Origin of the sequence: Afifella sp. IM 167 (assembly GCF_020144925.1) — a bacterium.
Classification (GTDB): Bacteria; Pseudomonadota; Alphaproteobacteria; order Rhizobiales; family Afifellaceae; genus Afifella.
The window spans coordinates 45,726-72,565 of sequence record NZ_NSLC01000006.1 but is presented as its reverse complement, the minus strand read 5'-3'; the positions used below and the strand labels follow the sequence as shown (position 1 = coordinate 72,565).

General features: G+C 67.3%; 26 protein-coding genes. 13 read left to right on the top strand and 13 right to left on the bottom strand.

Annotated elements, in window-relative coordinates:
* The first annotated feature begins 1 nt into the window (after position 1).
* Both CLD20_RS12035 and CLD20_RS12030 read left to right on the top strand, forming a co-directional pair.
* Positions 2-898 carry a LysR family transcriptional regulator gene (locus tag CLD20_RS12035; protein WP_224406887.1) on the top strand — a complete coding sequence of 299 codons (897 nt, stop codon included), beginning with the start codon at positions 2-4 and terminating at the stop codon, positions 896-898.
* A gap of 88 nt (positions 899-986) precedes the next feature.
* Positions 987-1,613: a glutathione S-transferase family protein gene (locus CLD20_RS12030; RefSeq protein ID WP_224406886.1), complete on the top strand. Its 627-nt coding sequence runs from the start codon at positions 987-989 to the stop codon at positions 1,611-1,613.
* Positions 1,614-1,620: 7 nt separating this feature from the next.
* On the opposite strand, the gene CLD20_RS12025 is transcribed toward CLD20_RS12030, so the two are convergent.
* Positions 1,621-2,007: a DUF4345 domain-containing protein gene (locus CLD20_RS12025; protein ID WP_224406885.1), complete on the bottom strand. Its 387-nt coding sequence runs from the start codon at positions 2,005-2,007 to the stop codon at positions 1,621-1,623.
* 111 nt (positions 2,008-2,118) lie between these two features.
* Entirely contained in the window at positions 2,119-3,675 is a 1,557-nt protein-coding gene (locus CLD20_RS12020) for a trimethylamine methyltransferase family protein (RefSeq protein WP_224406884.1), read from the bottom strand.
* A gap of 274 nt (positions 3,676-3,949) precedes the next feature.
* Between CLD20_RS12020 and CLD20_RS12015 the strand changes: the two genes are divergently transcribed.
* Positions 3,950-4,597, top strand: coding sequence for a B12-binding domain-containing protein (locus CLD20_RS12015; RefSeq protein ID WP_255599854.1), 648 nt, complete (start codon positions 3,950-3,952; stop codon positions 4,595-4,597).
* Positions 4,598-4,666: 69 nt separating this feature from the next.
* Here the strand turns inward: CLD20_RS12015 and CLD20_RS12010 are convergent, their stop codons facing one another.
* Positions 4,667-4,816, bottom strand: a complete 150-nt coding sequence (locus CLD20_RS12010; protein WP_224406882.1) for an entericidin A/B family lipoprotein — start codon at positions 4,814-4,816, stop codon at positions 4,667-4,669.
* 205 nt (positions 4,817-5,021) lie between these two features.
* Between CLD20_RS12010 and CLD20_RS12005 the strand changes: the two genes are divergently transcribed.
* From CLD20_RS12005 to CLD20_RS11990, 4 genes are all read left to right on the top strand, one after another.
* Complete coding sequence (locus CLD20_RS12005; RefSeq protein WP_224406881.1) at positions 5,022-5,651, top strand: DUF1638 domain-containing protein; 630 nt, start codon at positions 5,022-5,024, stop codon at positions 5,649-5,651.
* A 94-nt stretch (positions 5,652-5,745) separates the two neighbouring features.
* Positions 5,746-6,045 carry a virulence factor gene (locus CLD20_RS12000; RefSeq protein ID WP_224406880.1) on the top strand — a complete coding sequence of 100 codons (300 nt, stop codon included), beginning with the start codon at positions 5,746-5,748 and terminating at the stop codon, positions 6,043-6,045.
* 80 nt (positions 6,046-6,125) lie between these two features.
* A complete protein-coding gene (locus CLD20_RS11995) occupies positions 6,126-7,091 on the top strand; it encodes a methyltetrahydrofolate cobalamin methyltransferase (RefSeq protein WP_224406879.1) in 966 nt (321 codons plus the stop codon).
* Positions 7,092-7,296: 205 nt separating this feature from the next.
* Positions 7,297-9,312, top strand: coding sequence for an ASKHA domain-containing protein (locus tag CLD20_RS11990; protein ID WP_224407167.1), 2,016 nt, complete (start codon positions 7,297-7,299; stop codon positions 9,310-9,312).
* Positions 9,313-9,529: 217 nt separating this feature from the next.
* Here CLD20_RS11990 and CLD20_RS11985 read toward each other — a convergent pair whose 3' ends face one another.
* On the bottom strand, positions 9,530-9,712 hold the full coding sequence (locus CLD20_RS11985; protein WP_224406878.1) for a hypothetical protein: 183 nt from the start codon (positions 9,710-9,712) through the stop codon (positions 9,530-9,532).
* 287 nt (positions 9,713-9,999) lie between these two features.
* Between CLD20_RS11985 and CLD20_RS11980 the strand changes: the two genes are divergently transcribed.
* Positions 10,000-10,143 (top strand): hypothetical protein, encoded by a 144-nt coding sequence (locus CLD20_RS11980; protein WP_224406877.1) that lies wholly within the window; start codon positions 10,000-10,002, stop codon positions 10,141-10,143.
* Between the two features lie 158 nt (positions 10,144-10,301).
* Here the strand turns inward: CLD20_RS11980 and CLD20_RS11975 are convergent, their stop codons facing one another.
* The 5 genes from CLD20_RS11975 to CLD20_RS11955 all read right to left on the bottom strand — a co-directional run bounded on the left by CLD20_RS11975 (position 10,302) and on the right by CLD20_RS11955 (position 16,351).
* The gene (locus CLD20_RS11975; protein WP_224406876.1) at positions 10,302-10,928 is read right to left on the bottom strand and encodes a class I SAM-dependent methyltransferase; all 627 of its coding nucleotides are present in this window, start codon (positions 10,926-10,928) and stop codon (positions 10,302-10,304) included.
* 82 nt (positions 10,929-11,010) lie between these two features.
* Entirely contained in the window at positions 11,011-11,670 is a 660-nt protein-coding gene (locus tag CLD20_RS11970; RefSeq protein WP_224406875.1) for a sarcosine oxidase subunit gamma, read from the bottom strand.
* Complete coding sequence (locus CLD20_RS11965; protein ID WP_224406874.1) at positions 11,663-14,722, bottom strand: sarcosine oxidase subunit alpha family protein; 3,060 nt, start codon at positions 14,720-14,722, stop codon at positions 11,663-11,665. The genes CLD20_RS11970 and CLD20_RS11965 overlap by 8 nt, the downstream gene beginning before the upstream one ends.
* Positions 14,722-15,087, bottom strand: a complete 366-nt coding sequence (locus CLD20_RS11960; RefSeq protein WP_370636875.1) for a sarcosine oxidase subunit delta — start codon at positions 15,085-15,087, stop codon at positions 14,722-14,724. Before CLD20_RS11960 ends, CLD20_RS11965 begins: the two co-directional genes overlap by 1 nt.
* A 13-nt stretch (positions 15,088-15,100) precedes the next feature.
* The gene (locus CLD20_RS11955) at positions 15,101-16,351 is read right to left on the bottom strand and encodes a sarcosine oxidase subunit beta family protein (protein WP_224406873.1); all 1,251 of its coding nucleotides are present in this window, start codon (positions 16,349-16,351) and stop codon (positions 15,101-15,103) included.
* Between the two features lie 133 nt (positions 16,352-16,484).
* Here CLD20_RS11955 and CLD20_RS11950 point away from each other — a divergent pair, with 133 nt between their 5' ends.
* From CLD20_RS11950 to CLD20_RS11940, 3 genes are read left to right on the top strand one after another with little or no spacing between them, the layout of a single operon-like run.
* Positions 16,485-16,952 (top strand): MarR family winged helix-turn-helix transcriptional regulator, encoded by a 468-nt coding sequence (locus tag CLD20_RS11950; RefSeq protein WP_224406872.1) that lies wholly within the window; start codon positions 16,485-16,487, stop codon positions 16,950-16,952.
* A gap of 3 nt (positions 16,953-16,955) precedes the next feature.
* Positions 16,956-18,272 carry an HlyD family secretion protein gene (locus tag CLD20_RS11945; protein WP_224406871.1) on the top strand — a complete coding sequence of 439 codons (1,317 nt, stop codon included), beginning with the start codon at positions 16,956-16,958 and terminating at the stop codon, positions 18,270-18,272.
* 5 nt (positions 18,273-18,277) lie between these two features.
* Positions 18,278-19,819 carry a DHA2 family efflux MFS transporter permease subunit gene (locus CLD20_RS11940; protein WP_224406870.1) on the top strand — a complete coding sequence of 514 codons (1,542 nt, stop codon included), beginning with the start codon at positions 18,278-18,280 and terminating at the stop codon, positions 19,817-19,819.
* 3 nt (positions 19,820-19,822) lie between these two features.
* On the opposite strand, the gene CLD20_RS11935 is transcribed toward CLD20_RS11940, so the two are convergent.
* Together CLD20_RS11935 and CLD20_RS11930 are read right to left on the bottom strand one after the other, a co-directional pair.
* Positions 19,823-20,581: an SDR family oxidoreductase gene (locus CLD20_RS11935; protein ID WP_224406869.1), complete on the bottom strand. Its 759-nt coding sequence runs from the start codon at positions 20,579-20,581 to the stop codon at positions 19,823-19,825.
* A gap of 74 nt (positions 20,582-20,655) precedes the next feature.
* Positions 20,656-22,335, bottom strand: coding sequence for a formate--tetrahydrofolate ligase (locus CLD20_RS11930; protein ID WP_224406868.1), 1,680 nt, complete (start codon positions 22,333-22,335; stop codon positions 20,656-20,658).
* A gap of 268 nt (positions 22,336-22,603) precedes the next feature.
* Between CLD20_RS11930 and CLD20_RS11925 the strand changes: the two genes are divergently transcribed.
* The gene (locus CLD20_RS11925) at positions 22,604-23,539 is read left to right on the top strand and encodes a GlxA family transcriptional regulator (RefSeq protein ID WP_224407166.1); all 936 of its coding nucleotides are present in this window, start codon (positions 22,604-22,606) and stop codon (positions 23,537-23,539) included.
* 8 nt (positions 23,540-23,547) lie between these two features.
* Here the strand turns inward: CLD20_RS11925 and CLD20_RS11920 are convergent, their stop codons facing one another.
* Positions 23,548-24,243, bottom strand: coding sequence for a helix-turn-helix domain-containing protein (locus CLD20_RS11920; protein WP_224406867.1), 696 nt, complete (start codon positions 24,241-24,243; stop codon positions 23,548-23,550).
* Positions 24,244-24,416: 173 nt separating this feature from the next.
* Here CLD20_RS11920 and CLD20_RS11915 point away from each other — a divergent pair, with 173 nt between their 5' ends.
* Complete coding sequence (locus tag CLD20_RS11915) at positions 24,417-25,832, top strand: FAD-binding oxidoreductase (RefSeq protein WP_224406866.1); 1,416 nt, start codon at positions 24,417-24,419, stop codon at positions 25,830-25,832.
* Between the two features lie 78 nt (positions 25,833-25,910).
* Here CLD20_RS11915 and CLD20_RS11910 read toward each other — a convergent pair whose 3' ends face one another.
* Positions 25,911-26,738 (bottom strand): DUF1194 domain-containing protein, encoded by an 828-nt coding sequence (locus CLD20_RS11910; RefSeq protein ID WP_224406865.1) that lies wholly within the window; start codon positions 26,736-26,738, stop codon positions 25,911-25,913.
* Positions 26,739-26,840 lie beyond the last annotated feature (102 nt).

Sequence of the window (26,840 nt, the reverse complement as noted above, 5' to 3'; positions counted from 1 at the left end):
AATGCGCCGAACATCGCTCGCCGGTCTGGAGGTCTTTCTCGCCATCGCCCGCGAAGGCTCGCTGCGGGGCGCGGCCGCATCGCTTGGGCTCGGCGCGCCCGCGGTCAGCCACCAGCTGAAGACGCTGGAGGCGCAGATCGGCGTCACGCTCTTCGACCGGACCACGCGCTCGCTGGAGCTGACGGCGGCCGGAAGGACGCTGCTGGAAGGCGCCGAGCCCGCCTTTGCGGGGTTGGTCGCAGCTCTGGAGGAAGCGCGCGGGGCCGGCAGCACGCGCAAGGGCGCCCTGCGCATCACCCTTCCCTGGAGCGCCTACCGGATCGTGCTCGCCCCGCATCTCGCCGATTTCCGGGCGGCCTATCCCGAGATCCGACTGGAGCTTTCCTTCAACGAGGCGCTGGTCGATATCGTGGCGGGCGGCTTCCATGCCGGCATGCGCCTCGGCGACCGGCTCTCGCCCGGCATGATCGCGACGCGCCTCACCCCGCCGCTGAAGGGCGCCTATTCGGCCTCGCCCGGCTATCTTTCGCAGCATGGACGGCCGCGCCACCCGCGCGATCTCCTCGCCCACTGGGCGATCCGCTACCGCTTCATCAGCACCAACCGGCTCGCCGACTGGCAATTCGTGGAAGGGGACAGGGAATTCGCCGTAGACCCGCCGGCGGCGCTCGTCTTCGACAGTTTTCAGGCAGTGGTGCAGGCCGCCCTCGCCGGCCACGGCATCGGCTGGTCACTGCGCCCGGTCGTTGCCGAAGAGCTTGCCGCCGGGAGGCTGGAAACGGTTCTCGACGCCTATACGCCCGAGCATCCGCCCTTCTTCCTCTATTACACGGAGCAGAACCGGCGGCTGGAGCTTCTGCGCGTCCTCATCGATTTTCTCGGCGAGCGCCGGGGCTGAGCGGTCCCGGCGCGGTCGGTAGATGGCGCTTGCCGGGCGAGACGGCCGGTGGCAGCCTCCGATCTCCCTTCTCGGACGGGCACCCGGCATGATCCTCATCGGACAGTATGATTCACCCTTCGTGCGGCGCGTCGGCGTCGCGCTCACCCTCTACGAGATCGCCTTCGAGCAGCGGCCCTGGTCGACCTTCGGCGACCGCGACAGGATCCGCCCCTACAACCCCTTGATGCGGGTGCCGACGCTCGTCCTTGCAGACGGCGACGTCCTCATCGAGAGCCACGCCATCCTCGACTATCTCGACCGCCTCGTCGGCCCGGAGAGGGCAATGTACCCGGTCGAGGAGCCGGCACGGCACCGCGCCATCAAGCTTGCCTCGCTCGCCTCCGGGCTCGCCGACAAGGCCGTCAGCCTCTTCTACGAGCTCAGGCTGCACGGCGAGAAGTCGGACCTGTGGATGGAGCGCTGCCGGGCGCAGATCGGCGGCGTCCTCGACGCGCTGGAGGCCGACCGGGCCGCACGTGAAACGCCCTACTGGTTCGGCGAGCGCATCGGCCATGGCGACATCGTCGTCGCCGCCGCCCTCCGTTTCCTCGCCGAAGCGCATCGCGGGCTGATCGACATGGCCGGATATCCTGCGCTGAAGGCGCATGCGGAGCGGCTGGAAGCGCTGCCGGCGTTCAGGACGATCTACCAGCCTTTTGACGCGCCTGCCTGAGGGCGATTCAAAGGCTCTGCCGCGCCACCCGCCCCTGCCAGAGGACTAGGCAGGGCACGATTCCAAGCTCCATGACGAGGCCGCCGACATGACCGGCCGAGGGCGTGCCGGCCAGAACGAGCGAAAGAAGCCGCGCCAGCCCGCCCGCAAGGACGAAGCCGGAGAGGAGCCGGAAGCGCGCCGTCTTCGTTTCGATCGCCGGCACGCAGGAGAGGAAGGCAAGGCCGACCGCGAAGAACACGCCGGAGAGAAACCGCAGATGGCTGTCGAGATCGGCCGGCCAGCGCGGCTCGACCTGAAGGAAGGCCGGACCGAAGACTACGCCCGCCGCGCCCGCGGAAAGCGGGATGAGCGACAGGATCGAGACGACCACCTGGAGAAGACGGCGGGACATGAAAACCTTTCGCGGGTCGCGATCGGGCGGAAAGCTCCACCCGAATGGAAGCGACTGCGAAGGTTACGTTTCAGGTCCCGCCGGGGTTTCTCGACAGCGTATCAGGCGCGCTCAGGCAAAGGCGTCGGGCATCGAAGCCTTGGTCTTGTCGATGAATTCCTTCAGCGCCTCGTCGATTGCCTCATCCAGCGGCGGGGCCTCGTAATCGGCGAGCCACTTCTTCCAGAGCTTGTTCGCCCGGTCCTCGGCCGAGTGCGAGCCTTCCGCATGCCATTGCTCGAAGGAATTGTTGTCGGCGATGGAGGAGCGGTAGAAGGCCGTCTCGAAATTCGCCTGGGTGTGGGCGCAGCCGAGATAATGGTTGCCCGGCCCGACCTCGGCGATGGCGTCCATCGCCTGGCCGTTCTCGGAAAGATCCACGCCGGCCGAAAGCTGCTGCATCATGCCGAGCTGGTCGCAATCCATGACGAATTTCTCGTAGGAGGAGACGAGCCCGCCCTCCAGCCAGCCGGCCGCGTGCAACACGAAATTGGTGCCGGCCATCACCGTCGGCGTCAGCGTCTGGGCGCTCTCATAGGCCGCCTGCGCGTCACAGGTCTTGGAGGCGCAGAGCGAGCCGCCGGAGCGGAAGGGAATGCCGATCCGGCGGGCGAGCTGCGCGGCGCCGTAGAGGACGAGGCTCGGCTCCGGCGTGCCGAAGGTCGGCGCGCCCGATTGCATGGAGATCGAGGAAGCGAAGGTGCCCATGACGACCGGCGCGCCCGGGCGGCAGAGCTGGGTGAAGGCGGTGCCGGCCAGCACCTCGGCGAGAATCTGCGTCAGCGTGCCGGCGACCGTCACCGGCGACATCGCCCCCGCGAGGATGAAAGGGGTGACGATGGCGGCCTGGTTGGCCCGCGCATAGGTTTTCAGCGCGCCCAGCATGGTGCCGTCGAAGACCATCGGCGAGTTGACGTTGATGAGGTTGATGAGGACGCAATTGCGGTCGACGAATTCCTCGCCGAAGACGAGCTTGGCCATGGTCACGGAATCGGCGGCCCGCTCCGGCGCCGTCACCGAGCCCATGAAGGGTTTGTCGGAATAGCGGATATGGGCATAGACCATATCGAGATGGCGCTTGTTGACCGGGATATCGACCGGCTCGCAGACCGTGCCGCCCGAATGATGGATCGCCGGCGCATGGTAGGCGAGCTTCACGAACTGGCGGAAATCCTCGATCGTGCCGTAGCGACGCCCGCCGTCGAGGTCGCGCACGAAGGGCGGGCCGTAGACGGGGGCGAAGACCGTCGCCTTGCCGCCGATTTCCACTGAGCGTTCCGGGTTGCGCGCATGCTGGGTGAAGCTCGCCGGCGCGCTCTTCAGGAGCTCGCGACACAGCCCCTTGGGAAAGCGCACGCGCTCGCCGGCGACATCCGCGCCGGCCTCGCGCCAGATGGCGAGCGCTTCGGGATCCTCGCGAAACTCGATGCCGATCTCTTCGAGTACCCGGTCGGCATTCGCCTCGATCAGCGCCAGCCCCTCCTCGGAGAGCACTTCCTGCTCGGGAAGCGTGCGGCGGATATAGGAAAGCTGCAGGGAGCGCCCGCCCTGGCGTCGCGCCCGGCGGGCATCGGCCCCGCCACTCGCGCGGCGGCGGCGTTCGCCGGTTGAGGCCTCGGTGATCGACATGTCTGGCTCCACTGGCACAGGGCTTGCTCAACCACCCCTAGAGAGCCGTTCGGAGCGGGGGTCTTCCGACAGCGGCAGAGCGTGACGCGGGCGGAAAAGGGTTGTGCGGAAAAGTCGCAGACGAAATTTGTCAAAGTCGCGTTCGAACCACTCGGTTGCCCCGAACGACCTAATGATGCGATGACGCTGCCTTGACGCAGCTTGCAAGGAGCCTGCCGTGGCTGAAGAGGACATCGTACTTTCCGAGCTCAGTGACGAAGAGCTCGTCGCGCAGATGCATGACGACCTCTATGACGGACTGAAGGAAGAGATCGAGGAAGGCGTCAACATCTTCCTGGAGCGCGGCTGGGCGCCCTACGACATCCTCACCCAGGCCCTCGTGGAAGGCATGCGAATCGTCGGCGAGGATTTCCGCGACGGCATCCTGTTCGTGCCGGAGGTGCTTCTTTCGGCCAATGCCATGAAGGCCGGCATGAACATCCTGCGCCCGCTCCTGGCGGAAACCGGCGCGCCGAAGATCGGCAAGATGGTCATCGGCACGGTGAAGGGCGACATCCACGACATCGGCAAGAACCTCGTCGCCATGATGATGGAGGGCGCCGGCTTCGAGGTGATCAATATCGGGATCAACAACCCGGTGGAGAACTACCTCGCCGCCATCGAGGAGCATCAGCCGGACATCGTCGGCATGTCGGCGCTTCTGACCACCACCATGCCCTACATGAAGGTGGTCATCGACACCTTGAAGGAGAGGGGCATCCGCGACGATTATATCGTGCTCGTCGGCGGGGCGCCGCTCAACGAGGATTTCGGCCGGGCAATCGGCGCCGACGCCTATTGCCGCGATGCCGCCGTAACGGTGGAGACCGCCAAGGACCTCATCAAGCGCCGCCACAACCAGAAGGCCGCTGCGACAGGCTGAGGCACGGCGGACTAAGACTTAGCGGGTGAAGACAGGGAAAGGCGGCGCCCGAGGGCGCCACCGCAGGCCTTACGGATTGCCCTGCACCGTATCCTCGACGGCCTGGCCGGTTTCCTGAACGTCTCGGCCGACGCCGCGCACCGTGTGCTCGCAAGCGGCAAGGCTCAGGCCAAAACCTGCAAGGACGAGAAAAAAGACACCTCGGCGAAGTAAATCCATGGCTCAGCTCCCTTGGGCCGCCGATCAGGACGGCTTTGGCATGGAACGGGAGCTTGCAGGCAATGGTTCCTGCGCAGGCCATCGGCGCGGCAGCAGAAAGCTTAGCCGCCGCAAGAGGCTCGACGCTGAGGACGCTTGCTTGACGAAGCTTCGCCTTCCCGGGCGAACCTCGCATCGAAGCCGGGAGAGCCATATAGAGGGGAACATGAACGCTTCCGGCAACACCGCCCAGAAGATCCTCGTCATCGCCTGCGGGGCGCTGGCGCGCGAGATCGGCGACATCGTCGAGGCGAACCGGCTGTTTCATGTCGAGCTCACCTGTCTGCCGGCGATGCTGCACAACCGTCCCGAAAAGATCCCCGGCGCGGTCGAGGCGGCCATCCGCAAGGCGAAGGCGGCCGGCTACGGCAGGATCATGGTCGGCTACGCCGATTGCGGCACCGGCGGCATGCTCGACAAGGTCTGCGCGGCGGAGGGCGTATCGCGCATCGCCGGCCCGCACTGCTATGCCTTCTACTCCGGCAACGCCGCCTTCGCCGCGCGCGAGGACGGCGACATGGACGCCTTCTTTCTCACCGATTTTCTCGCCCGCCAGTTCGAGGCTTTCGTCATCGAGCCGCTCGGCCTCGACCGGCATCCGGAGCTGCGCGAGGATTATTTCGGGCATTACCGCCGCCTCGTCTATCTCGCCCAGAACGAGGATTGCGCGCTCGAAGCCAAGGCGCGCGCGGCGGCGGAGCGGCTCGGCCTTGCCTTCGAAAAGCGCGTCACCGGCTACGGCGACCTTGCGGGCTTTCTCAAGGCAGCCGAAAAGGCTGTCGAACCCGCCTCCTGAAGAGCGCGTCGCAATCCATCGGCCGCCAGGTCGCGAAGAAGAGCGCTCCACCATCCCATGCCTGCGATAGGCAGAAGAAGAGCAAGGAAGTGATATGGCCGACCGGATCATCCTTTCCTGGCGCGATATCCCGGCCCAGGTGATCGTGAAAGCCGGGCGCAAGAGCGCCAAACGCGAATTACCGTTCCGCTTCACCGAGGCGATCGACGCCTGCGCCATGCGCGTCGGGGCACGCGATTCGGAAGCCTATCTCGCCGAATGGCGGCGCGGCACGCCGGAGCCATGCGGCGACGATCTGGAGGCCGAGGCCGATGCCGCGCTCAGCCGCATCGAGGCCGAATATCCCAGGGAGCGGCTCGCCGCGCTGGTAAAGAGCGACGGCTTTGAGCGCTAAGTCCGCGTTTTCCGGCCCCGCCGCTTTGACCCGCAGGCCCATCCGCCCTTAAGAGGCAGCCGAACAGGGAAGGAATCCAAATGACCCGCACCATCGTCGCCTCGGCCAAGCGAGAGGTCGTGATCGGCTTCGATCAGCCCTTCTGCGTCATCGGCGAGCGCATCAACCCGACCGGCCGCAAGAAGCTTGCCGCCGAGATGGTGGAAGGCAATTTCGAGACGGTGAAGGCCGATGCGCTGGCGCAGGTCGCCGCCGGCGCCACCATGCTCGACGTCAATGCCGGCGTCACCGCCGTCGACCCGAACGAGACGGAGCCGCCGCTTCTCATCGAGACGATCCGCATCGTCCAGTCGCTGGTCTCGGTGCCGATCTCCATCGATTCCTCCGTGCCGGCGGCGCTCAAGGCCGGGCTGGAGGTCGCCGAGGGCCGGCCGCTGGTCAATTCCGTCACCGGCGAGGAGGACCGGCTGGAAGCCATCCTGCCGCTGATCAGGAAATACGACGTGCCGGTGGTGGCGATCTCCAACGACGAGAGCGGCATTTCCGAAGACCCGGACGTGCGCTTCGCCGTGGCCAAGAAGATCGTGGAGCGGGCCGCCGACCATGGGATCAAGCCGCACGACATCGTCGTCGATCCGCTGGTCATGCCGATCGGTGCCATGGGCACGGCGGGCCTGCAGGTCTTCGCGCTCGTCCGGCGCCTGCGCGAGGAGCTGAAGGTCAACACCACCTGCGGCGCCTCCAACGTCTCCTTCGGCCTGCCGCACCGGCACGGCATCAACGCCGCCTTCCTGCCGATGGCGATCGCCTCGGGCATGACCTCGGCGATCATGAATCCGCTCCGGCCGCAGGAAATCGAGGCGGTGCGCGCCGCCAATGTGCTGATGGGCACCGACAAGGACTGCATGGCCTGGATCCGCGCCTACAAGGACCACCAGCCTTCGGCCGGCGGCTCTCCCACCGCCGCCCCCACGCCCGCCGACGGCGAAAGCACCGGCCGGCGCCGCGGCGGCCGCGAGGCGCGCCGGGCGCGCACGGGGGGCTGACGCTGCAGCCTGTCCCTGACGACTGTCCTGTTCACCGCGGCGCAAGCTGCGTGCTCCCAGTTCCCTCGCCGCAAGGAGGAGGGGAATTCTGCCGTGCCGCGGGGGAGCGGTTGCAGCCGAGCGAGCGCCACCCCAGTTCGTTGCCAGCCAAAGACCAAAGCAAGCGCACGTGACCGAACCCACCAAAGATCCCCTCGTCCTTTTCATGCCTTCGGGCCGAAGGGCACGCTTTGCGAAAGGCACGCCCGTGCTCGACGCGGCGCGCCAGCTCGGCGTCTATATCGAGAGCGTGTGCGGCGGGCGGGGCATCTGCGGGCGCTGCCAGATCGCCGCGCAGGAGGGCCATTTCGCCAAGCACGGCATCTCCTCCACGCCGGAGAACCTTTCGGGCGTCACGGAGGCGGAAAACCGCTACGCCGATAAGCGCATTCTTGCGCCGGGCCGCCGCCTCTCCTGCCAGGCGCTGGTCCAGGGCGACCTTGTGGTCGACGTGCCGCAGGACGTGCAGATCAACCGCCAGATCGTGCGCAAGCGCGCCGAGACCCGCCATATCGAGCGCGATCCGGCGACCCATCTCTGTTACGTGGAGGTGGAGGAGCCGGACATGGAAGCCCCGCTCGGGGACGCCGACCGGCTCCTGAATGCGCTCGTGGCGGAATGGCACCTCGACAATCCGCGCATCGAGTTCCGCCTCCTGCCGCTGGTGCAGAAGCTCCTCCGCGAGGGTGATTGGAAGGTCACCTGCGCGGTCCATGACGACGGGGACGGGCCGCTCGTCACGGCGATCTTCCCGGGCTTTCACAACGTCGCCTGCGGCATCGCCGTCGATATCGGCTCCACCACGATCGCGGCGCATCTTTCCTCGCTCCTTTCCGGCCGCACGCTCGCCTCGGCCGGCGCGCCCAACCCGCAGATCCGCTTCGGCGAGGATCTGATGAGCCGCGTCTCCTATGTGATGATGAACCCGGAAGGGCGCGGTGCGATGACGAAAGCGGTGCGCGAGGCGATCGGCGTCCTCATCGCCGAGCTCGTCTCGGGCGCAGGCGTCACGCCGGAAGACGTGCTGGAGGCGACCTTCGTCGGCAATCCGATCATGCATCACCTCTTCCTCGGCATCGATCCGACGGAACTCGGCGGGGCGCCCTTCGCGCTGGCCGTCTCCGGCGCCGTGTCGATGCCGGCGCGCGAGATCGGCCTGCCGATGAACGAGGGCGCCCGCGTCTACGTCCTGCCCTGCATCGCCGGCCATGTCGGCGCCGATGCGGCGGCCGTGACGCTTTCGGAAGGCCCGCACCGCTCCGACGACATCACCCTCGTCGTCGATGTCGGCACCAACGCCGAGATCGTTCTCGGCAACAAGGACAAGCTCGTCGCCGCCTCCTCGCCGACCGGTCCCGCCTTCGAGGGGGCGGAAATCTCCGGCGGCCAGCGCGCGGCGCCGGGCGCCATCGAGCGCGTGCGGATCGACCCCGAGACGCTGGAGCCGAAGATCAAGGTGATCGGCGGCGACGAATGGTCGAACGAGGAAGGCTTTTCAAAGGTCGCCGAGGATGTCGGCGTCACCGGTATCTGCGGCTCCGGCATCATCGAGGCGGTGGGCGAGATGTACCTTGCCGGCATCATCGACGAGGACGGGGTGATCGACGGGCGGCTGGCGGAGAGATCGGACCGCGTGCAGCCGACGGGGCGCACCTTCTCCTATCTCCTGTGGGCCGGCGACGAGGCGAAGAAAAGCCAGGAAATCAAGATCCTGCAGACCGACATCCGGGCGATCCAGCTGGCCAAGGCGGCGCTCTATGCGGGCGTGCGCCTGCTGATGGACGAACTCGGGCTTGAAGAAGTCGAGGCAATCAAGCTTGCCGGCGCCTTCGGCTCCTATATCGATCCGAAATACGCCATGGTCATCGGCCTCATCCCGGACTGCCGCCTCGACAAGGTGAAGGGGGTCGGCAACGCGGCGGGCACGGGCGCGCGCATGGCGCTCCTCAACCGCGGCCACCGGCGCGAGATCGAGGAGGTGGTGCGCAGGATCGAAAAGATCGAGACGGCGCTGGAGCCGCGCTTCCAGGAGCACTTCGTTGCCGCCATGGCCTTCCCGAACAAGGTGCACGCCTTCCCGCACCTTTCGAAGGAAGTGACGCTGCCCGCCCGCAAGGCGCTGGCCGAGACGGGCGAAGACGGCCGCCCCCGCCGGCGCGGCGGGAGACGCGGCGCGCGCTAGCGCTTCAAGGCGCTACTGTTGGACGGGCTCGCCGCGCAGGCGAGATCGCGATCACCGCCGTCGGGCCCCATCACATCCGCAACGCCTCGCAGGGTGTGGGTCGCCTCTCACCCGCTCGGCTCCGCCCCTGCCGCGAGGAGAGGCCGTGCGGGCGCACGGCCTCACCCCCGTGAAGGGAGCGGATATACCTCGGATCTAAAGGGGGTCCGACAGCCGCTCAGCGCGGGCGCGGGACCTCGTGCCGTGTCGTGCCGGTGGTCTCGCGGCGCTCGCGCCACTCGATCAGCGCTTCGCGTACGACATCGTTCATCGACTGATATCGACCTTCCGTCACGACCTGCTTGAGGACGCCCGCCAGCGCAGGGGGAATGGCGATGGAGATCTTTTCGATGGCACTCATCGTTCCGGCTTTCTGTCTCGATCGACATGTTCCAGACCAGAATGGGAACCGCCGATCTGTGCGATTGCGCACACTGCGAGTTTTTCCCTGCGAAATCGGTCGAATTAGGGCAGAGGGCAGACGCGTCGGAGGCGGGCCTGTCGCACCTGCGACGCCATCGCGCGGCTTGCGCGGAGGTTGCATGGCTGCCGCGACGTCGTTTTCGCTTGAAAGAAGGTCGCGGCAGGAGCATCTGCGGGAAGAGAACGGAGCGATGACGCCCGTCTCTTGCACCTGGAGTATTGGCCATGAGCGCCCTGTCGCGCTTTGTCGCCCGCCTGAGCCGCCGTCAGGCCGTCAACCCGGTCACCGCCCGCGCGCGGTCCCGCTTCGCCCATTCCATGCTCGGCGAGACCGGCACGCTGGAAGCGTTGCGGCTGTTCAGCCGGTAACGGCCCTCTTCCATCCCCTTCAGGCCGACACGCCTCGCGCAGCTTCTGCGCGAGCGTTTTCGCGCGTCCGCTCGCGCCTCGCGGCAAGAGCGTCTCCACACCGCAATCGGCCCGCCGCTGACCCGGCGCTCGGCGTCGAGACCCATCGGCGGCCGGAATCAGGGCCGGTCTGGCTTGCGGGCGACGATGTAGGGCCCGTGGGGGTTGGTGCCGAAGACGCGTTCGTCGGCGATCTCAAAGCCCGCGTCCCGGATGGTCTGGCGAAGCGCATCTTTCGTCAGCGCATTCACCTGAGGGAACAGACGGAGCGTGCGCAGCACGAAAAAAAGAGCGCGCAGCCGCAGGCTCATATCGGCGAAGCACCAGGTCTTGGAGAGCAGCATCCCGCCGGGCTTCAGATTCGCATGGATGGCCGACAGCGTTCCGGGAAGGTCGTCGACCAGGTGCAGCACCTGGAAGGCGCAGATCGCATCGAAGGGCCCGCCGTCGAAGGCGCTCTCGGCATCGGCAAGAACGAAGCGCAGATTGTCCGGCGCGGGCTTGGCCCTGGCAATGCGCAGCATCTCCGGCGAGAAGTCGCTCGCGGTCCATTGCGCCACCGAGGGCGCCAGCCGGATCGCGGTCGAGCCGGTGCCGCAGCCGATCTCCAGCACCCGGTCGCCCGGTCCGAGGCGGCAGGCGGCGTCGGCCAGCATCGCCTCGTAGGCGGCCGGGTCCTTAAGCGGGCGCGCGGCGTAGCGCCGGGCGACCCTGTCCCAGAAACCTTGATGCGCGGTCTTCGCCATTGCCCGTCCCTCCCCTGCGGTCACGGATGCGGATCGAGGAGAGCGACCGCCTGCCGCAACGCGCGGGCGAGCGCGCCCCGGCCTACGCCTTGCGGGAGGTGACGCTCTCCGTCAGCATCGGCTCGCCGGTGACCGGTTCCTGCTCCGGCAGGCCCCATTCGCGGCCGGCCTCGGCGAGCGTGCCCCAGAGATACTCGGCCATGGACCAGCGCACATAGAGGCGAAAGCGCGCGGCGCCCTCCGCCTCGTGTTCCAGCCAGAGCCAGCCCTGCGCCTGGGCAAAATTGGAGCCGGCAACCGTGCCGACCGAGAAAGCGCGCGGATGAAGGTCGAGCGTCGTCAGCTTCATGAGCGCCTTGCGCGCCTTCGGGCCCTCGACGGCGATGCAGGTATAGTAGTCGCTCACCTCGGTGAACTGATGGTGCACATCCTTCAGGCCCGAGGCGACGGCATCGGCAAGCCCGGCCGCCTCCCCTTCCGGCGCCAGCACCAGGAATTCGTCCGGGCCGAGCCAGAGGACGGCGCGCTCGCCGTTGACGACCGACATCAGCGGCGCGGGCGGAAGGTCGAGCCCCGTCGCCGCGCCAAACGCCTCGCCGCCCGCTTGCGGGTCGAGGCGCAGGATGAACTTCGCCGCGAAGGCCAGCTCCTCGAGCCTCAACGTGCCCGGCGCGCCCTCGATCGCCTGGCGGCGGAAGAGCGGCATCCGCCGCTCCGGCGCGCCGCCGGTTTCGTCAGCCATTGAGTGCCTCCCGCGGCGCCTGCGGCAGCTGCCTGTTTTCCTTCAGCGAGAGGAAATCCGTTTCCGTCACCCGCACCGGCACGGTTGGCAGGCCGCCGCGCGTGGCGAAGAGACGGTCGCCGATGCGCGTGCCGCCCGATTCCACCAGCGCCAGCGCGATGGAGCGGCCGACATTCGGGCTGTAGTAGCTCGACGTCACATGGCCGAGCATCGGCACGGGCGGCGCCGGCTCGTTGCGCCTTGCCACGATGTGCGAGCCCTCCTCCAGCACGAGCTCGGGATCCTCCGTCAGGATGCCGACCAGCTGGCGGCGATCGGTGCGCGCCGTGTCGGAGCGGAAGAGCGAGCGCTTGCCGATGAAATCGCCGCTCTTCTTGACGATCCAGCTCATCCGGAGGTCGTGCGGCGTCACCGTGCCGTCGGTGTCCTGGCCGACGATGATGAAGCCCTTCTCGGCCCTGAGGAGATGCATCGCCTCCGTGCCGTAGGGCGCGATGCCGTGCTTCTGGCCCTTCTCCAGGATGGTGCGCCACATCCAGCGCCCGTAGGTCGCCGGGATGTTGATCTCGTATGAGGTCTCGCCGGTGAAGGAGATGCGGAAGACGCGCACGGGAATTCCCGCCATCGTCGCCTCGCGCCAGGCCATGAAGGGGAATTTCTCCGGGTCGGGATCGAAATCGTCGAGGATCTCGCCGACGAGCTCGGGCGATTTCGGCCCGCAGATGGAGGCGACCGCCCATTGCTCGGTGACGGAGGTGAGATAGACCTTCAGCTCCGGCCATTCGGTCTGGAGATAATCCTCCAGCTTCGCAAGAACGCGGGCCGCGCCGCCCGTCGTCGTCGTCATGTGGAAATGATCGTCGGCGAGGCAGGCTGTGACGCCGTCATCCATCACCATGCCGTCCTCGCCGAGCATCAGCCCGTAGCGGCACATGCCGGGGGCGAGCTTCATCCAGGCGTTGGTGTAGACGCGGTTCAGGAACTCGCGGGCGTTGGGGCCCTTCACGTCGATCTTGCCGAGCGTGGACGCATCGAGGACGCCGCAGGCGCTGCGCGCGGTACGCGCCTCGCGCTGCACGGCGGCGAAGAAATCCTCCTCCTCGCGCGGATAGGCGCGCGGGCGCAGCCATTCGCCCACCGGCTCGAAGACGGCGCCATGCCGGCGGTGCCAGGCATGCATCGGAGTGGTGCGCCGCGGCAGGAAATGCGGGCCCATATGCTGGCCGGCAAGGGCGGCGAAGGTGACGGGCTTGTAGGGCTGGCGGAAGGTGGTGGTGCCCACCTTCACCGGGTCCTCGCCGCGCTCGGCGGCCAGGAAGGCAAAGGCGTTGAGATTGACGACCTTGCCCTGGTCGGTGCCCATGCCGGTCGTGGTGTAGCGCTTGGCATGCTCGACGGCCGAATAGCCCTCCTGCACGGCAAGGCGAAGATCCTTCGCCGTCACGTCGTCCTGAAGGTCGATCCAGGCCCTGCGGCGGTGCGCCGGCAGATGCGAGGGAAGCTCGGCCATCACCTTGATGCGGCCCTGGCCCGGCTCGGCGCCCTCGACCTCGGGTACCGTCACGTCGCCGGAGGCAAAGCCGGCGGCGGCCGCCGCCTCGACACCCGCCCTTGCGCCTTCGGCCAGCGCGTCGGCGAGCGCGAAGGTGCCGTTCGCAGCGCCCGCGGAGCGCTCGCGCTGCCAGGAGAGGCCCGGCCGGAAGGCGGCGAGTTCGCCATCCCAGGCGAGCTTGCCGCGCGACTGGGAGAAGAGCGCCACGTTCGGGGCCCAGCCGCCGGAGACGGCGAGCACGTCGCAGGCGATCTTCGAGCCGCCCTGCCCGACCGTGCCGTCCTCATGCAGCGGACGCACCTCGACCTGACGGATGCGCCGGTAGCCGGCCGTGGCGACGACGGTGGAGCTTGCATGGATCGGGATGCCGAGCCGCGCCGCCTCCGCCAGATGCTGCGGCGACATCTCCCGGCGCACGTCGATGATCGCGGCGATCTCGGCGCCGGCACGGGCGAGGTCGAAGGCCGCCACCCAGCCGCTGTCGTTGTTGGTGAAGATCGCCGGCCGCCGGCCGGCCATGACGCCGTAGCGGTGCAGGAAGGTGCGCACGGCGCCGGCGAGCATGACACCGGGCCGGTCGTTCTCGTGGAAGACGAGCGGGCGCTCCAGCGCGCCGGTGGCGAGCACCACCTCCCTGGCGCGCACGCGCCAGAGGCGCTGGCGCGGCAGGTGGCCCAGGCGCTTGTCCTCCGGCAGGTGGTCGGAGACCTTTTCCCAAAGGCCGACGAAGTTGTTGGCGTAATAGCCGAAGGCACAGGTGCGCGGCAGCACCGTCACTTCCGGCATCGTGGCGAGCTCTTTTTCGATGTCGGCGACCCACTGGGCCGGCTGCGTGCCGTCGAAGGCGAGCCGGTCCGGATCGCGCGCCAGTGCCGAGCCGCCGAGCCGCGCCGTCTCCTCCACGAGAATGACGCGAGCACCGGAGCGGCCGGCCGCCAGCGCCGCCATCAGCCCTGCCGGGCCGCCCCCGACGACGAGGACGTCGCAATGCCGGTTGATCGCCTCGTAGCGATCCGGATCGCCCGGCTCGGGCGCCCGGCCCATGCCGGCCGCGGCGCGGATGATCGGCTCGAAGAGGCCCGTCCAGGTGCCCGGCGGGCCCTTGAAGGTCTTGTAGTAGAAGCCGGCCGGCATGAAGCGGGCGAAGGCGTCGTTGATGGCGCCGAAATCGGTCAGCAGCGAAGGCCAGCAATTCTGCGAACTGGCCACGAGACCGTCATAGAGCTCCTGCTCCGCCACACGGGTATTCGGGTCGCGGCGCTTTGCGTCCGCGCCGATGGTGACGAGCCCGGCGGGATCTTCCGAGCCCGCGGCGAGGATGCCTCGCGGGCGGTGATACTTGAAGGAGCGCGCCACCATGTGGTGGCCGTGGGCGAGCAGCGCCGAGGCGAGCGTGTCGCCCGGATGGCCCGGATAGGAGCGCCCGTCGAAGGTGAAACGGATCACCCGGTTGCGCTGGACGAGCCCGCCCTTCGGGGCGCGGTAGGGCTGCTTTCCCATCACGCGCCCTCGCCCGGCTGGATGATCTTCACGGCGTCGTTGCCCGAACCGATCGGCGCCTCGCCCGACGGCGTCGCCGGCAGGCGCGCCTCTACCTTCGGCGGCGTCTCGCCGATGCGGTAGACGGCGAGAATGTCGTCGGTCGCCGTGTTCCTCAGCATGTTGAAGAAGCGCCGGCAGCCCGCCGCATGCATCCAGCGCTCGGCAAGGATGCCTTTCGGGTTCGTGCGCATGAAGAGGAACTCGGCCCATTCGGCGTCGCTCATATCCTCGCGCCACTCGGGCCGGGCGATATGCGCCTCGCCGCCATAGGCGAATTCGGAAAGATCGCGCTCTCCGCAATAGGGGCAGGTGATCACGAACATTTCCCGGCCTCCCTCAATGCGCCACGGCGGCGGCGCCGTGCTCGGCGACGAGGTCGCCGGTGACAAAGCGCTCCAGCGTGAAGGGCGCGGCGATGGCGTTCGGCCTGTCGTTGGCCAGAAGATCGGCCATGGCATGGCCGGAGCCGGGCGTCGCCTTCCAGCCGCCGGTGCCCCAGCCGCCGTTGACGTAAAAGCCCTTCACCTCGGTGGCGGAGATGATCGGCGAAGCGTCCGGGCAGACGTCGACGATGCCGCCCCACTGGCGCATCATCCTGAGGCGCGAGACGAAGGGGAAGAGCTCGATCAGCGCCGCCATCTGGTGCTCGATGATGTCGAGCGAGCCGCGCTGGGTATAGGAAAGGTAGGGGTCGATACCCGCGCCGATGACGAGTTCGCCCTTGGAGGACTGGCTCATATAGACGTGCACGGCGTTCGACATGACGACGCACGGCATGACCGGCTTCAGCGGTTCGGAGACCAGCGCCTGCAGCGGATGGCTCTCGATCGGCAGGCGCACGCCGACCATGTTCGCGATCACCGAGGTGTGGCCCGCAGTCACGGAAGCGATCTTCGGCGTGGCGATATGGCCCTTGGTCGTCTCGATGCCGGTGACGGCGCCCTTCTCGGTCGCAATGCCTGTCACCTCGCACTGCTCGATGATGTCGACACCCATCTCGGAGGCGGCCCGCGCATAGCCCCAGACGACCGCGTCATGCCGGTTGGTGCCGCCGTCGCGCTGGAGCGTGGCGCCGATCACCGGATAGCGCGCATCGGCGGCGACGGAGATCGGCGGGCAGAAGGCCTTCACCTCCTTGGCCTCCAGCCATTCGGCCTCGACGCCGTTGAGCCGGTTCGCCTCCACGCGGCGCTTCAGCTGCCGCGCCTCGCCCTCGTCATGGGCGAGATTGAGGACGCCGCGATGGCTCATCATGATGTTGTAGTTGAGCTCGCGCGACAGGCCCTTCCACAATGTCAGGGCGTGATTGTAGATCGCGGCGGAGGCGTCATAGAGATAGTTGGAACGGATGATGGTCGTGTTGCGGCCGGCATTGCCGCCGCCGATCCATCCCTTCTCGATCACGGCGATGTTCGTCATGCCGTGGATCTTCGCGAGATAATAGGCCGTCGCCATGCCGTGGCCGCCGCCACCGATAATCACGGCGTCGTAGGAGGATTTCGGCTCCGCCTTGCGCCAGGCGGGCTGCCATCCCTTGTGGCCGGTGAGGCCTTCGCGGACGAGCCGCAGGACGTTGTAGCCGTGCATAGGGCGCCTTTAGCTGCGATGGCCGGCAAGGGCAAATCAGGGAGCGGCGCCCTAATGTCGCTCAGCGGCCAATCGGAGAATCCCGCATTACACCCTCTTGCACATCATAAGCGTGCTTATTATATGCGGCGTCATGCAACAAAAGACCACACTCGGCTTCCTCATCATGGATGCGGCAAGGCACCTGCGGCGGCACTTCGAGCAGCGCTCGCGCCATCTCGGCATGACCTCGGCGCAGCTGCAGATTCTGGGCCGCATCGCCTTCAACGAAGGCATCAACCAGGCGGGCCTCGCCGCCCTCCTCGACATGGAGCCGATCACGGTCTGCCGGCATATCGACCGGATGGAGGCCGCGGGCTTCGTGGAGCGCCGCCCGGATGCGAGCGACCGGCGGGTCAGGCTGCTCTACATCACCGAGACGGGGCGCAACCTCCTGCCGGAAATGCGCGCGCTGGCGCACTCGATCTTCGAGGAGGCGCAGGCCGGCCTCGGAGAGAAAGAACGTGCCGCGCTGCTAACCGGCCTTGAACACTTGGTCCGTAACCTCTCCGAACGCCCGGCCTCCGAAACCGGGGCGGACAGGGAAGCCGTGAAAGCCTGATCGATGAGCGAGAACATGAATTTGCGTGAGCGCGAGCTCATTCCCAGCCCGGCCGACCGGCGCGATGCGCCCGATCCCTTCGAGGAGACAGGCGAGGAAACCGCAGCCGAAGAACAGGAAGTCGGCGCCGCCGAGATTCTGGAAGCGCTGGAGACGCAGCGCGAGATCGAGGCGCCGGTGCCCGTTGCCGCGAAGCCGAAGCCGCGCCGCAAGCGCATCGCGCTGATGCTCGCGCTGCCGGTGCTTCTGGTTCTGGTCGGGGGCTATTTCTGGGTGACGTCCGGCCGCTACGTCTCCACCGAGGACGCCTATGTCCAGCAGGACAAGGTGATCATCGCTCCGGAAATCTCCGGCCGCATCGTCGAACTCGGCGCGCGCGAGAACGAGCACGTCAACAAGGGCGACCTCCTCTTTCGCATCGACGGCAGCGCCTATCAGGTCGCCGTCGAGCAGGCGCAGGCCTCCGTCGCGGCGGCCCGCCTCGACGTGGCGCGCCTCAAGGCCGCCTACGCCAAGAGCCTCAACGACAAGGAATCGGCCGAAAAGGCCCTTGTCTTCGCTCAGGACAATTTCAACAGGCAGCAGGCCCTGCAGCAACGCGGTGTCGTCGCCCAATCGGCGCTCGACAAGGCCCGGCTTGACCTCCAGCAAGCCGAGGCCGCCGCGGGTGCAGCCGAACAGGGCGTGATCAGCGCCCGAGCCTCCCTCTCCGGCAATCCCGACATCGCGACCGACGACCATCCGGAAGTGATGCAGGCGCTGGCGAGCCTGGCCAAGGCGAAGCTCGACCTCGCCCACACCACGATCACCTCCCCGTCCAACGGCATCATCAGCCAGACGGACCGGCTGCAGCTCGGCCAGTACGTGACGCCGGGCACCTCGGTCGTCAGCCTCGTGCAGACCGACGATTCCTGGGTGGAGGCGAACTACAAGGAAACCGAGATCACCTGGCTGCGCGTCGGCCAGCCGGTGGAGATCGACGTCGACACCTATCCGGACCACCCGCTGAAGGGCTCCGTGCAGAGCGTCGGGGCGGGTACGGGCGCGGAATTCTCCCTGCTGCCGGCCCAGAACGCCACGGGCAACTGGGTGAAGGTCGTCCAGCGCATCCCGGTCCGCATCAAGATCGACAATCTGCCGAAGGACGTGCCCCTGCGCACCGGCATGAGCGTTTCGGCCAAGGTCGATACCGGCCGCACGCCCGAGATGCCGGGCCTGCTGGAAAAAGGCCTTGCCGCGCTCGGTTTCGACTTCCCGGCGACGCCGGCCAATGCCGCCTCGCATGAGGCCGCGCTGACGATCGCGCCGAGCACGAAGTAGCGACAATGTCCGACGCCGCAGCAAGCCCGGCGGCCGGCGAGGCGCCGCAGGCGATCAATCGCCCCATGGTGACGGTGTTCATCATGCTGGCGACGATCATGCAGATCCTCGACACGACGATCGCAAACGTGGCGCTGCCCTCGATGCGCGGCAGCCTCGGGGCGACGCAGGACCAGGTCACCTGGGTCCTCACCTCCTATATCGTCGCCGCCGCGATCATGACGCCGGTCACCGGCTGGCTCGCCGAGCGCTTCGGCACGCGCGAGCTCTTTATCGGATCTGTCGTCGGCTTCACCGCCACCTCCATGCTCTGCGGCATGTCCACGGGCCTGGAGATGATGGTGATCTTCCGCATCCTGCAGGGCATCTGCGGCGCCGCCCTCGTCCCCCTCTCCCAGTCGGTCCTCCTCGACATCAATCCGCGCGAGAAGCACGGCCAGGCAATGGCGATCTGGGGCGCGGGCATCATGATCGGCCCGATCATCGGCCCCACGCTCGGCGGCTGGCTGACGGACACCTTCAACTGGCGCTGGGTCTTCTTCGTCAATCTGCCGATCGGCATCATCGCCCTCATCGGCATGGTCCTGTTTCTGCCGAAGGCGAAGCAGCGCACGCGCGGCTTCGACTTTCTCGGCTTCGCGCTCCTGGCGCTCGCGATCGGCTCCCTGCAGATGCTGCTCGACCGCGGCGAGCAGGTGGAATGGTTCGCTTCCAAGGAGGTCTGGATCGAGCTCGGCCTCACCGTCTCGGGGCTGTGGGCCTTCATCATCCACGCCAAAAGCGTGGAACATCCCTTCCTCGACCTGCGGATCTTCAAGGACCGCAACCTCGTCATCGGCCTGATCATGATCTTCATGATCGGCATGATCCTGCTGGCCGCGCTCGCGCTGCTGCCGCCGATGCTGCAGAACATCATGGGCTATCCGGTGGTGACGACGGGCTTCGTCATGGCGCCGCGCGGCGTCGGCACGATGATCTCCATGATCCTCGTCGGCCGGCTGGTGCAGCGCTTCGATCCGAGGCTCCTCATCTTCGTCGGCCTGTCGCTGGCGGCGCTGTCCCTCTACCAGATGACCTGCTTCACGCCGCAGATGGACAATTCGCTCATCATCATGAGCGGCGTCGTGCAGGGCCTCGGCCTCGGCTTCGTCATGGTGCCCCTGTCGACCGTCGCATTCGCGACGCTGGCGCCGCGCTACCGCACCGACGGAACGAGCCTGTTCAGCCTCCTGAGGAACATCGGCTCGTCGGTCGGCATCTCGATCGTCACGACCGTGCTCGCCCACAACCTGCAGATCAACCACGCCGAGCTGGTAGAGCGGATCACCCCCTTCAATCCGATGGTCTCCGACGCGGCCAAGTCGCTCGGCGTCAGCCAGGAGACGGCGCTTGCCGTCCTCAGCCAGGAGGTCCAGCGCCAGGCGGCGATGATCGGCTATATCGACGACTTCAAGCTGATGATGATCATCACGCTGGCGGTCATCCCCCTGCTCCTCTTCATGCGCAAGCCGGCGCGGGCGGGCGGGCCGAACGTGGCGATGGAGTAGGCCTCAGCCCCTGCCCACGAACGGCATGTTCGTCGCCATGATGGTCATGGAAAGAATGTTGGTGGAGAGCGGCAGCGAGGCCATGTGCAGCACCGCCGCTCCGACCTCCTCGGGCGCCATCACCGGCTCGGCCATGACATGACCGCTCGCCTGCGGCACGCCCCTGGTCATCTTCTCGGCCAGCGCCGTCGCCGCATTGCCGATGTCGATCTGGCCGCAGGCGATCTGAAAGGGCCGCCCGTCGAGCGCCAGCGCCTTGGTCAGTCCCGAGACGGCATGCTTTGAGGTCGTGTAGGGCACGGAGCCGACGCGCGGCGCATGGGCGGAGATGGAGCCGTTGTTGATGATGCGCCCGCCCTGCGGCTTCTGCCGGCGCATCAGCGCAAAGGCGGCGCGGGCGCACAGGAACGCGCCGGTCACGTTGACGTCGATCACCCGCTTGAAGGTCTCCACCGGAATCTCGTCGATCGTCGTGGCCGGCGAACCGGTACCGGCGTTGTTGAAGAGAAGGTCGAGCCGGCCGAAGCGCTTCTCGGTCTCTGCAAAGAGCGCGTCGACCGCATCCGGGTCGGCGACGTCGGCGACGATCGCCAGACCGTTCTCCGCGCCCGCCTGCGCCCCTTTCAGCGTCTCGTCGAGCGTCTCCTGATGGCGGCCGGTGACGACCACCTTCCAGCCGGCGCCGAGAAGCGCTTCCGCCGCCGCTCGCCCGATGCCCGTGCCCCCGCCCGTGACGAGCGCGATCTTCGCCGTTTCCGCCATGCCGTCTCCTGCCCTGTTTGCGTTCCGGTCATCTGCCGAACTTGTCGTTCGGCCAAGTAGAACCGATCGCAGCGTCAGAACAAGCCTTCGATCAACCCCTCGTCGTTCAGGCGGATCTTCTCCGACGACGGCACCTTGGGCAGGCCCGGCATGGTCATGATCTCTCCGCAGATGGCGACGACAAAGCCCGCGCCGGCGGAAAGCCGCACTTCGCGCACCGGCACGGTGTGGCCGGTCGGCGCGCCCCGAAGGTTCGGGTCGGTGGAGAAGGAATACTGCGTCTTCGCCATGCAGACCGGCAGCTTGCCGAAACCGTCCGCTTCCCATTTGCGCAGTTCGTCGCGCACCGTCTTGTCGGCAATCGCCTCCGAGCCGCGGTAGATGCGCTTGACCACCGTGTCGATCTTCTCGAACAGGGGCATGTCGTCCCCATAGAGCGGGGAGAACTGCGCCGTGCCGGAATCGGCGATGCGCGCGACTTCCTCGGCAAGCTCGGTGACGCCGGCCGAACCCTCGGCCCAGTGGCGGGCGAGGATCGCCTTCGCGCCGAGCGAGGCGACATAGTCCTGAACCGCCCTGATCTCGGCCTCGGTGTCGGCCGTGAAATGGTTGATGGCAACCACGGCCGGCACGCCGAACTGCTTCACGTTCTCCACATGCCGGCCGAGATTGGCGCAGCCCTTCTCCACGGCCGCGACGTTCTCGCGTGACAGCTCGTCCTTGGCGACGCCCCCGTTCATCTTCAGCGCCCGGATGGTGGCGACGACGACCACCGCCGCGGGCTTCAGCCCGGCCTTGCGGCACTTGATGTCGAAGAATTTCTCGGCGCCGAGATCAGCCCCGAAACCGGCTTCGGTGACTACGTAGTCGGCGAGCTTCAGCGCCGTTTTCGTCGCCACCACCGAATTGCAGCCATGGGCGATGTTGGCGAAGGGCCCGCCATGGACGAAGGCCGGATTGTTCTCCAGCGTCTGGACGAGGTTCGGCTTCATCGCCTGCTGCAGCAGCACCGCCATCGCCCCATCGGCCTTCAGGTCCCGCGCCGTCACGGCCGTGCGGTCGCGCCTGTAGCCGACGATGATGTCGCCGAGCCGGCGCTCCAGATCCTTCAGGTCCTTCGAAAGACACAGGATCGCCATCACCTCGGAGGCGACGGTGATGTCGAAGCCGCCCTCGCGCGGAAAGCCGTTGGCGACGCCGCCGAGCGAGACGACGACATGGCGCAGCGCCCGGTCGTTCATGTCCATCACCCGTCGCCAGGTGATGCGGCGCTGGTCGAGGCCGAGCTCGTTGCCCCAGTAGATGTGGTTGTCGATCATCGCCGACAGGAGATTGTGGGCGGAGGTGATGGCGTGGAAATCGCCGGTGAAATGGAGGTTGATGTCCTCCATCGGCACGACCTGCGCATAGCCGCCGCCGGCCGCCCCGCCCTTCACCCCGAAGCACGGGCCGAGCGAGGGCTCGCGCAAGCAGATCGCCGTCTTCCTGCCGATCCGGTTCAGCCCGTCGCCGAGCCCGACGGTGGTCGTCGTCTTGCCCTCGCCCGCCGGCGTCGGGTTGATCGCCGTGACGAGAATGAGCTTGCCGTCCGGGCGGTCCTTCAGGCTCTCGATATAGGCGCCGGAGATCTTGGCCTTGTCGCTGCCGTAGGGCTCCAGGAACTCGCCGGGGATGCCGAGCCCCTCACCTATCTCCCAGATCGGCTTCTTCAGCGCGGCGCGCGCAATCTCGATGTCGCTTTTGGGCTCCGCCATGGTCCTCCCCTGTTTTTGTCTTGCTTCGTGCGTCATCGCCCCGGGCACGCCTGCCCGCAAGAGAGCTCTCGTCGGCATTGTGTCGGACCGTGAGAACAACTAGCGTCTTTGAATCGTGCCAAATGGCCCGTTTGCGACACGGCGGAAGCAGGAACCGAAACGGGGACTGGAGACGCGCTTGCAGGATGTGAGGGAGAAGCCCCAGAAGGCCGTCACTTCCCCCGCCAGGGTGAAGCACTACTCCTTTGTGCTCCTGCCGAACTTCACCATGCTCGCCTTCTCCATGGCCGTGGAGCCGCTCCGGATCGCCAATCGCATGGGCGGGCGCGACTGCTATCGCTGGAGCCTCGTCTCGCTCGATGGCGAGCCGGCCCGCGCCTCCAACGGCATATCCGTCCTGCCCGACATGGCGTTGAAGGAAGCCAAGGAGCGGGCGCGCACCGGCGAGCGGCCCGATTTCGTCTTCGTCTGCGGCTCGCTCGGCGTGGAGCGCTTTCATTCGCGCGAGCTCAACACCTGGCTCGGCACGCTCTACCGCCAGGGTGCCGGGGTCGGCGCGCTCGACACCGGCGCCTGGGTGCTCGCGGATGCCGGCCTGCTCGACGGCAAGCGCTGCGCCATCCACTGGGAATCGCTGCCGGCCTTTTCGGAGCGCTTTCCGGAAGCGGAGGTCTATGCCGACCTCTTCGAGGTGGACGGCTCGATCTACACCTGCGCCGGCGGCACGGCGGCGCTCGACATGATGCTCCACCGCATCGGCGAGGATCTCGACGACGCCACCGTCACCAAGGTCTGCGAACAGGCGCTGACCGACCGCATGCGCTCCTCGCAGGACCGCCAGCGCCTGCCGCTCAGGGCCCGGCTCGGCCTGCAGAACTCCAAGCTCCTCTTCATCATCGAACTGATGGAAGCCAATATCGCCGAGCCGCTCTCGCTGCTCGACATCGCCCGCTATGCGGGTCTTTCCCGCCGACAGATCGAGCGTCTCTTCCGGCGCAATCTCGGCCGCTCGCCGGCGCGCTACTATCTGGAAATCCGGCTCGACCGGGCGCGGCACCTGCTCATCCAGTCCGACGTGCCGATCGTGGAAGTGGCGGTCGCCTGCGGCTTCGTCTCCGCCTCGCATTTTTCCAAATGCTACCGCGAGCTCTACGGAAGATCGCCGCAGCAGGAGCGACAGGGACGCGAGCGGCTGCTCGCCTGAATCCCGCCTCAGGCGCCGACGCGCTTTTCCTCGCCCGCGAACGGGCTGAGGCCGAGCCATTGCTGCATGGAATCCCGCAGGGCGACGTCGCCGACGAGCTTCAGCCCACCCGAGGCGGTCTCCGCGCTCACCGTGCTGATGCCCATCCAGATCGACGTCATGGTGCGCAGGTCCGAAACGACATGCAGGTCGACCTCGAAGCCCGGATCGACCGAGCACAGATCCACCTCCTGCCCCTCCACGATCAGCCACCAGGAGCGCCGCGCCCTCGGAAGCTCGGGATACAGAATCTGTATCACCGCCCTCCCCGCCGGCATGGGCGTCGGATCGAGGTTGCGCCGCATGTCCCACATGAGGAGGGAGGGATCGAGGTTCTTGAGGGAAGTCTGCGCCTCCACCCAGCGCTGGCCCCAGACGCCGAGCCCGAAGACGACCGGCTTCAGTTCCTCGCCGGCGGAGGTCAGGCCATAGTGCCAGCCGCCGTCATCGCCGCGAATGCGCTCGACGATTCCGGCGGTTTCCAGGTCCTTCAGCCGCTTTGACAGAAGCGTCGGAGACATGCGCGGGAGACCCTTGCGAAGATCGTTGAACCGCCGGCTGCCAGCGAGAAGTTCCCGCAGGATCAGCGGCGTCCAGCGGGTGCAGACGATCTCCGTCGCCATGGCGACCGGGCAGAACTGACCGTAGCTTTGGCTGCCGCTCATAGCCATCTCCCTGTTTTCGCGCTGGAGGGCGATTGTAAAACAATTTCGGCATCAACGAATAGCGGTCCATTTCCTGAACTTGTTCTTTCTTCAGCGCTCCGATCTGCTTGAGACGACGCCGAGAGGCCGGCAGCCACGTCCGGCAGCTTTCGGGTCGCACAGGGAGAAGCAGAATGAACGAGATCAGCTTTGCCACAAGCGGCGACCCCGCCATTCCGCCGCAGGAGCTCGAGACACTCCGGGCAGCTCTGCGCGGCTCCGCCTGCCTGCCGGACGACGACGGATACGAGGAGGCACGCACCATCTGGAACGCGATGATCGATCGCCGGCCCGGTCTCGTCGTGCGCTGCGCGGGGGCCTCCGACGTCATCCAGGCCGTCGACTTTGCGCGCCGGCATGGCCTTGCGCTCGCCATACGCGGCGGCGGACACAACATCGCCGGCAGCGCCGTCTGCGACGGCGGCCTGCAGATCGACCTCTCGCCGATGCGCTGGGTGCGGGTGGTCGAGCAGAACCGCTGCGCCGATGTCGGGCCGGGCGCCACGCTCGCCGATGTGGACCGCGAGACGCAGGCCTTCGGGCTCGCCGTGCCGACCGGCATCAACTCCACCACCGGCATCGCCGGCCTGACGCTCGGCGGTGGCTTCGGCTGGCTGACGCGCAAATTCGGCATGACCATCGACAACCTGATCTCGGCCGACGTCGTCCTTGCCGACGGGCGTCTTGTGCGCGCGAGCCGGCACGAAAACCCCGATCTCTTCTGGGCGCTTCGCGGCGGCGGGGGCAATTTTGGCGTGGTCACGAATTTCGAGTTCCGTCTGCATCCGGTCGGGCCGCAGGTGCTCTCCGGCCTCGTCGTGCATCCCTTCGAGGACGCCAGGGACATCCTCACGCGCTACCAGCCTCTGCTCGCCGAAGCCGCCGACGAGCTCACCTGCTGGGCGGTGATGCGCAAGGCCCCGCCGCTCCCCTTCATTCCGCCGGAATGGCACGGCCGCGAAGTCCTGATCCTCGCCATGATCTGGACCGGCGACATGGAGGAAGGCGAGAAGGCGACGGCGGCATTGCGCGGGCTCGGAACACCGATCGTCGATGTCGTCTCCCCGCATCCCTTCGTGGGCTGGCAGGCGGCCTTCGATCCGCTTCTGACGCCGGGCGCCCGCAATTACTGGAAGACGCACGATTTCGAGCGGCTCGACCCCGAGCTCATCGACACGCTGCTGGAGGCGGTGCGACAGCTTCCCAGCCCCGAATGCGAGGTGTTCCTCGCCCATGTCGGCGGCGCGATGAGCCGCATTCCCGCGGATGCCACCGCCTATCCGCAGCGCCAGGCGCATTTCGTCATGAACGTGCATACCCGCTGGCGCGAGGCGGAAGACGATTCCGCCTGCATCGGCTGGGCGCGAGACCTTTTCCGGGCAGCCGCCCCGCATGCGCTCGGCAGCGCCTATGTGAACTTCATGCCGGAGGACGAGGCGGACAGGATCGAGAAGGCCTACGGGCCCAACTATCAAAGGCTCGCCGAGATCAAGCGCAGCGTGGATCCCGACAACATCTTCCGCGCCAACCAGAACATCGCGCCGGCCTGAGGGGCGCCGCCCTCAAGGGCGCACCAAAAGAACTCCGCCGTCCGCCTCGCGCGGGCGGCGAAGCCGTACGGGCAGCGATCAGAAATCGTCGTTGAGGCGGCGCCAGCGCATCCACATCTTCTCGCCGACCATGCAGTCGACGCGCGGCTCGCCCTGCGCCCTGACAAGCGGGTTCACCGCGGGCGCGTATTCGGCGATCTCCAGAAGCAGCTTCTGGCGGATCGCCGTGGCGAATTCGGCGACATGCTTCACCGGCAGGGCGAAGGCGCCGGTGCCGCCGATGACGCAATCCTCGTAGTAGATATCGAGGTTGGGGATCGACATGAAGCCGCCGGGATCGGGACCTTTCAGCATCACCGGAAGGCCGTTGACGATGATGCCGGAGGCAACGAGACGGTCGCGCTCCACCGTCACCGGCAGGCCCTGGTTGTTGGCCCCGTCGCCGGAGACGTCGACGACGCGGCGGAGCCCGGCAAAGCCGTTATCCTCGAAGCTCCTTTCGGCAAAGCCGAGGGCGCCCGAAATCGAGGTGCGGCGCAGCCTGCCGCTCGTCGTCGCGCCGAGCCGGTCGGCGAATGCGGCCGCGCTCGCCTCGTCCTCCACCAGCGTCCAGGGAACGATGACCTGCTGCAGCTGGTCGCCCGCCCATTCGACATAGGTGACGGCGATGCGGCCCCATCCGCCGGAGCGGATCGCCTCGATCACCGCCGGATCGCGAAAGGCGTTCTCGTAGCCGGCGCGCTGGAAGGCCTGCTCCTCCGGGTCCATCGACCAGGAGACGTCGACGGCGAGGACGAGTTCCAGATCGACCGTGACCTCTTCGGCCCCGGCGCGGCTGGCGGCGGCAAAAAGAAGGAGCGGCGCAAGAAGCGCAGAAAGGAGGCTCGGAGCGCCAGACCGCCGCATGGGGAAAGCTTCGCGCTTCCGCCGCGCCTGTCCAATCACATTTGCCGGATGCGCCTTGGCGGCCGCCTCCACGCGGCATGCAACGTAAGGGCGCCGCGGCGC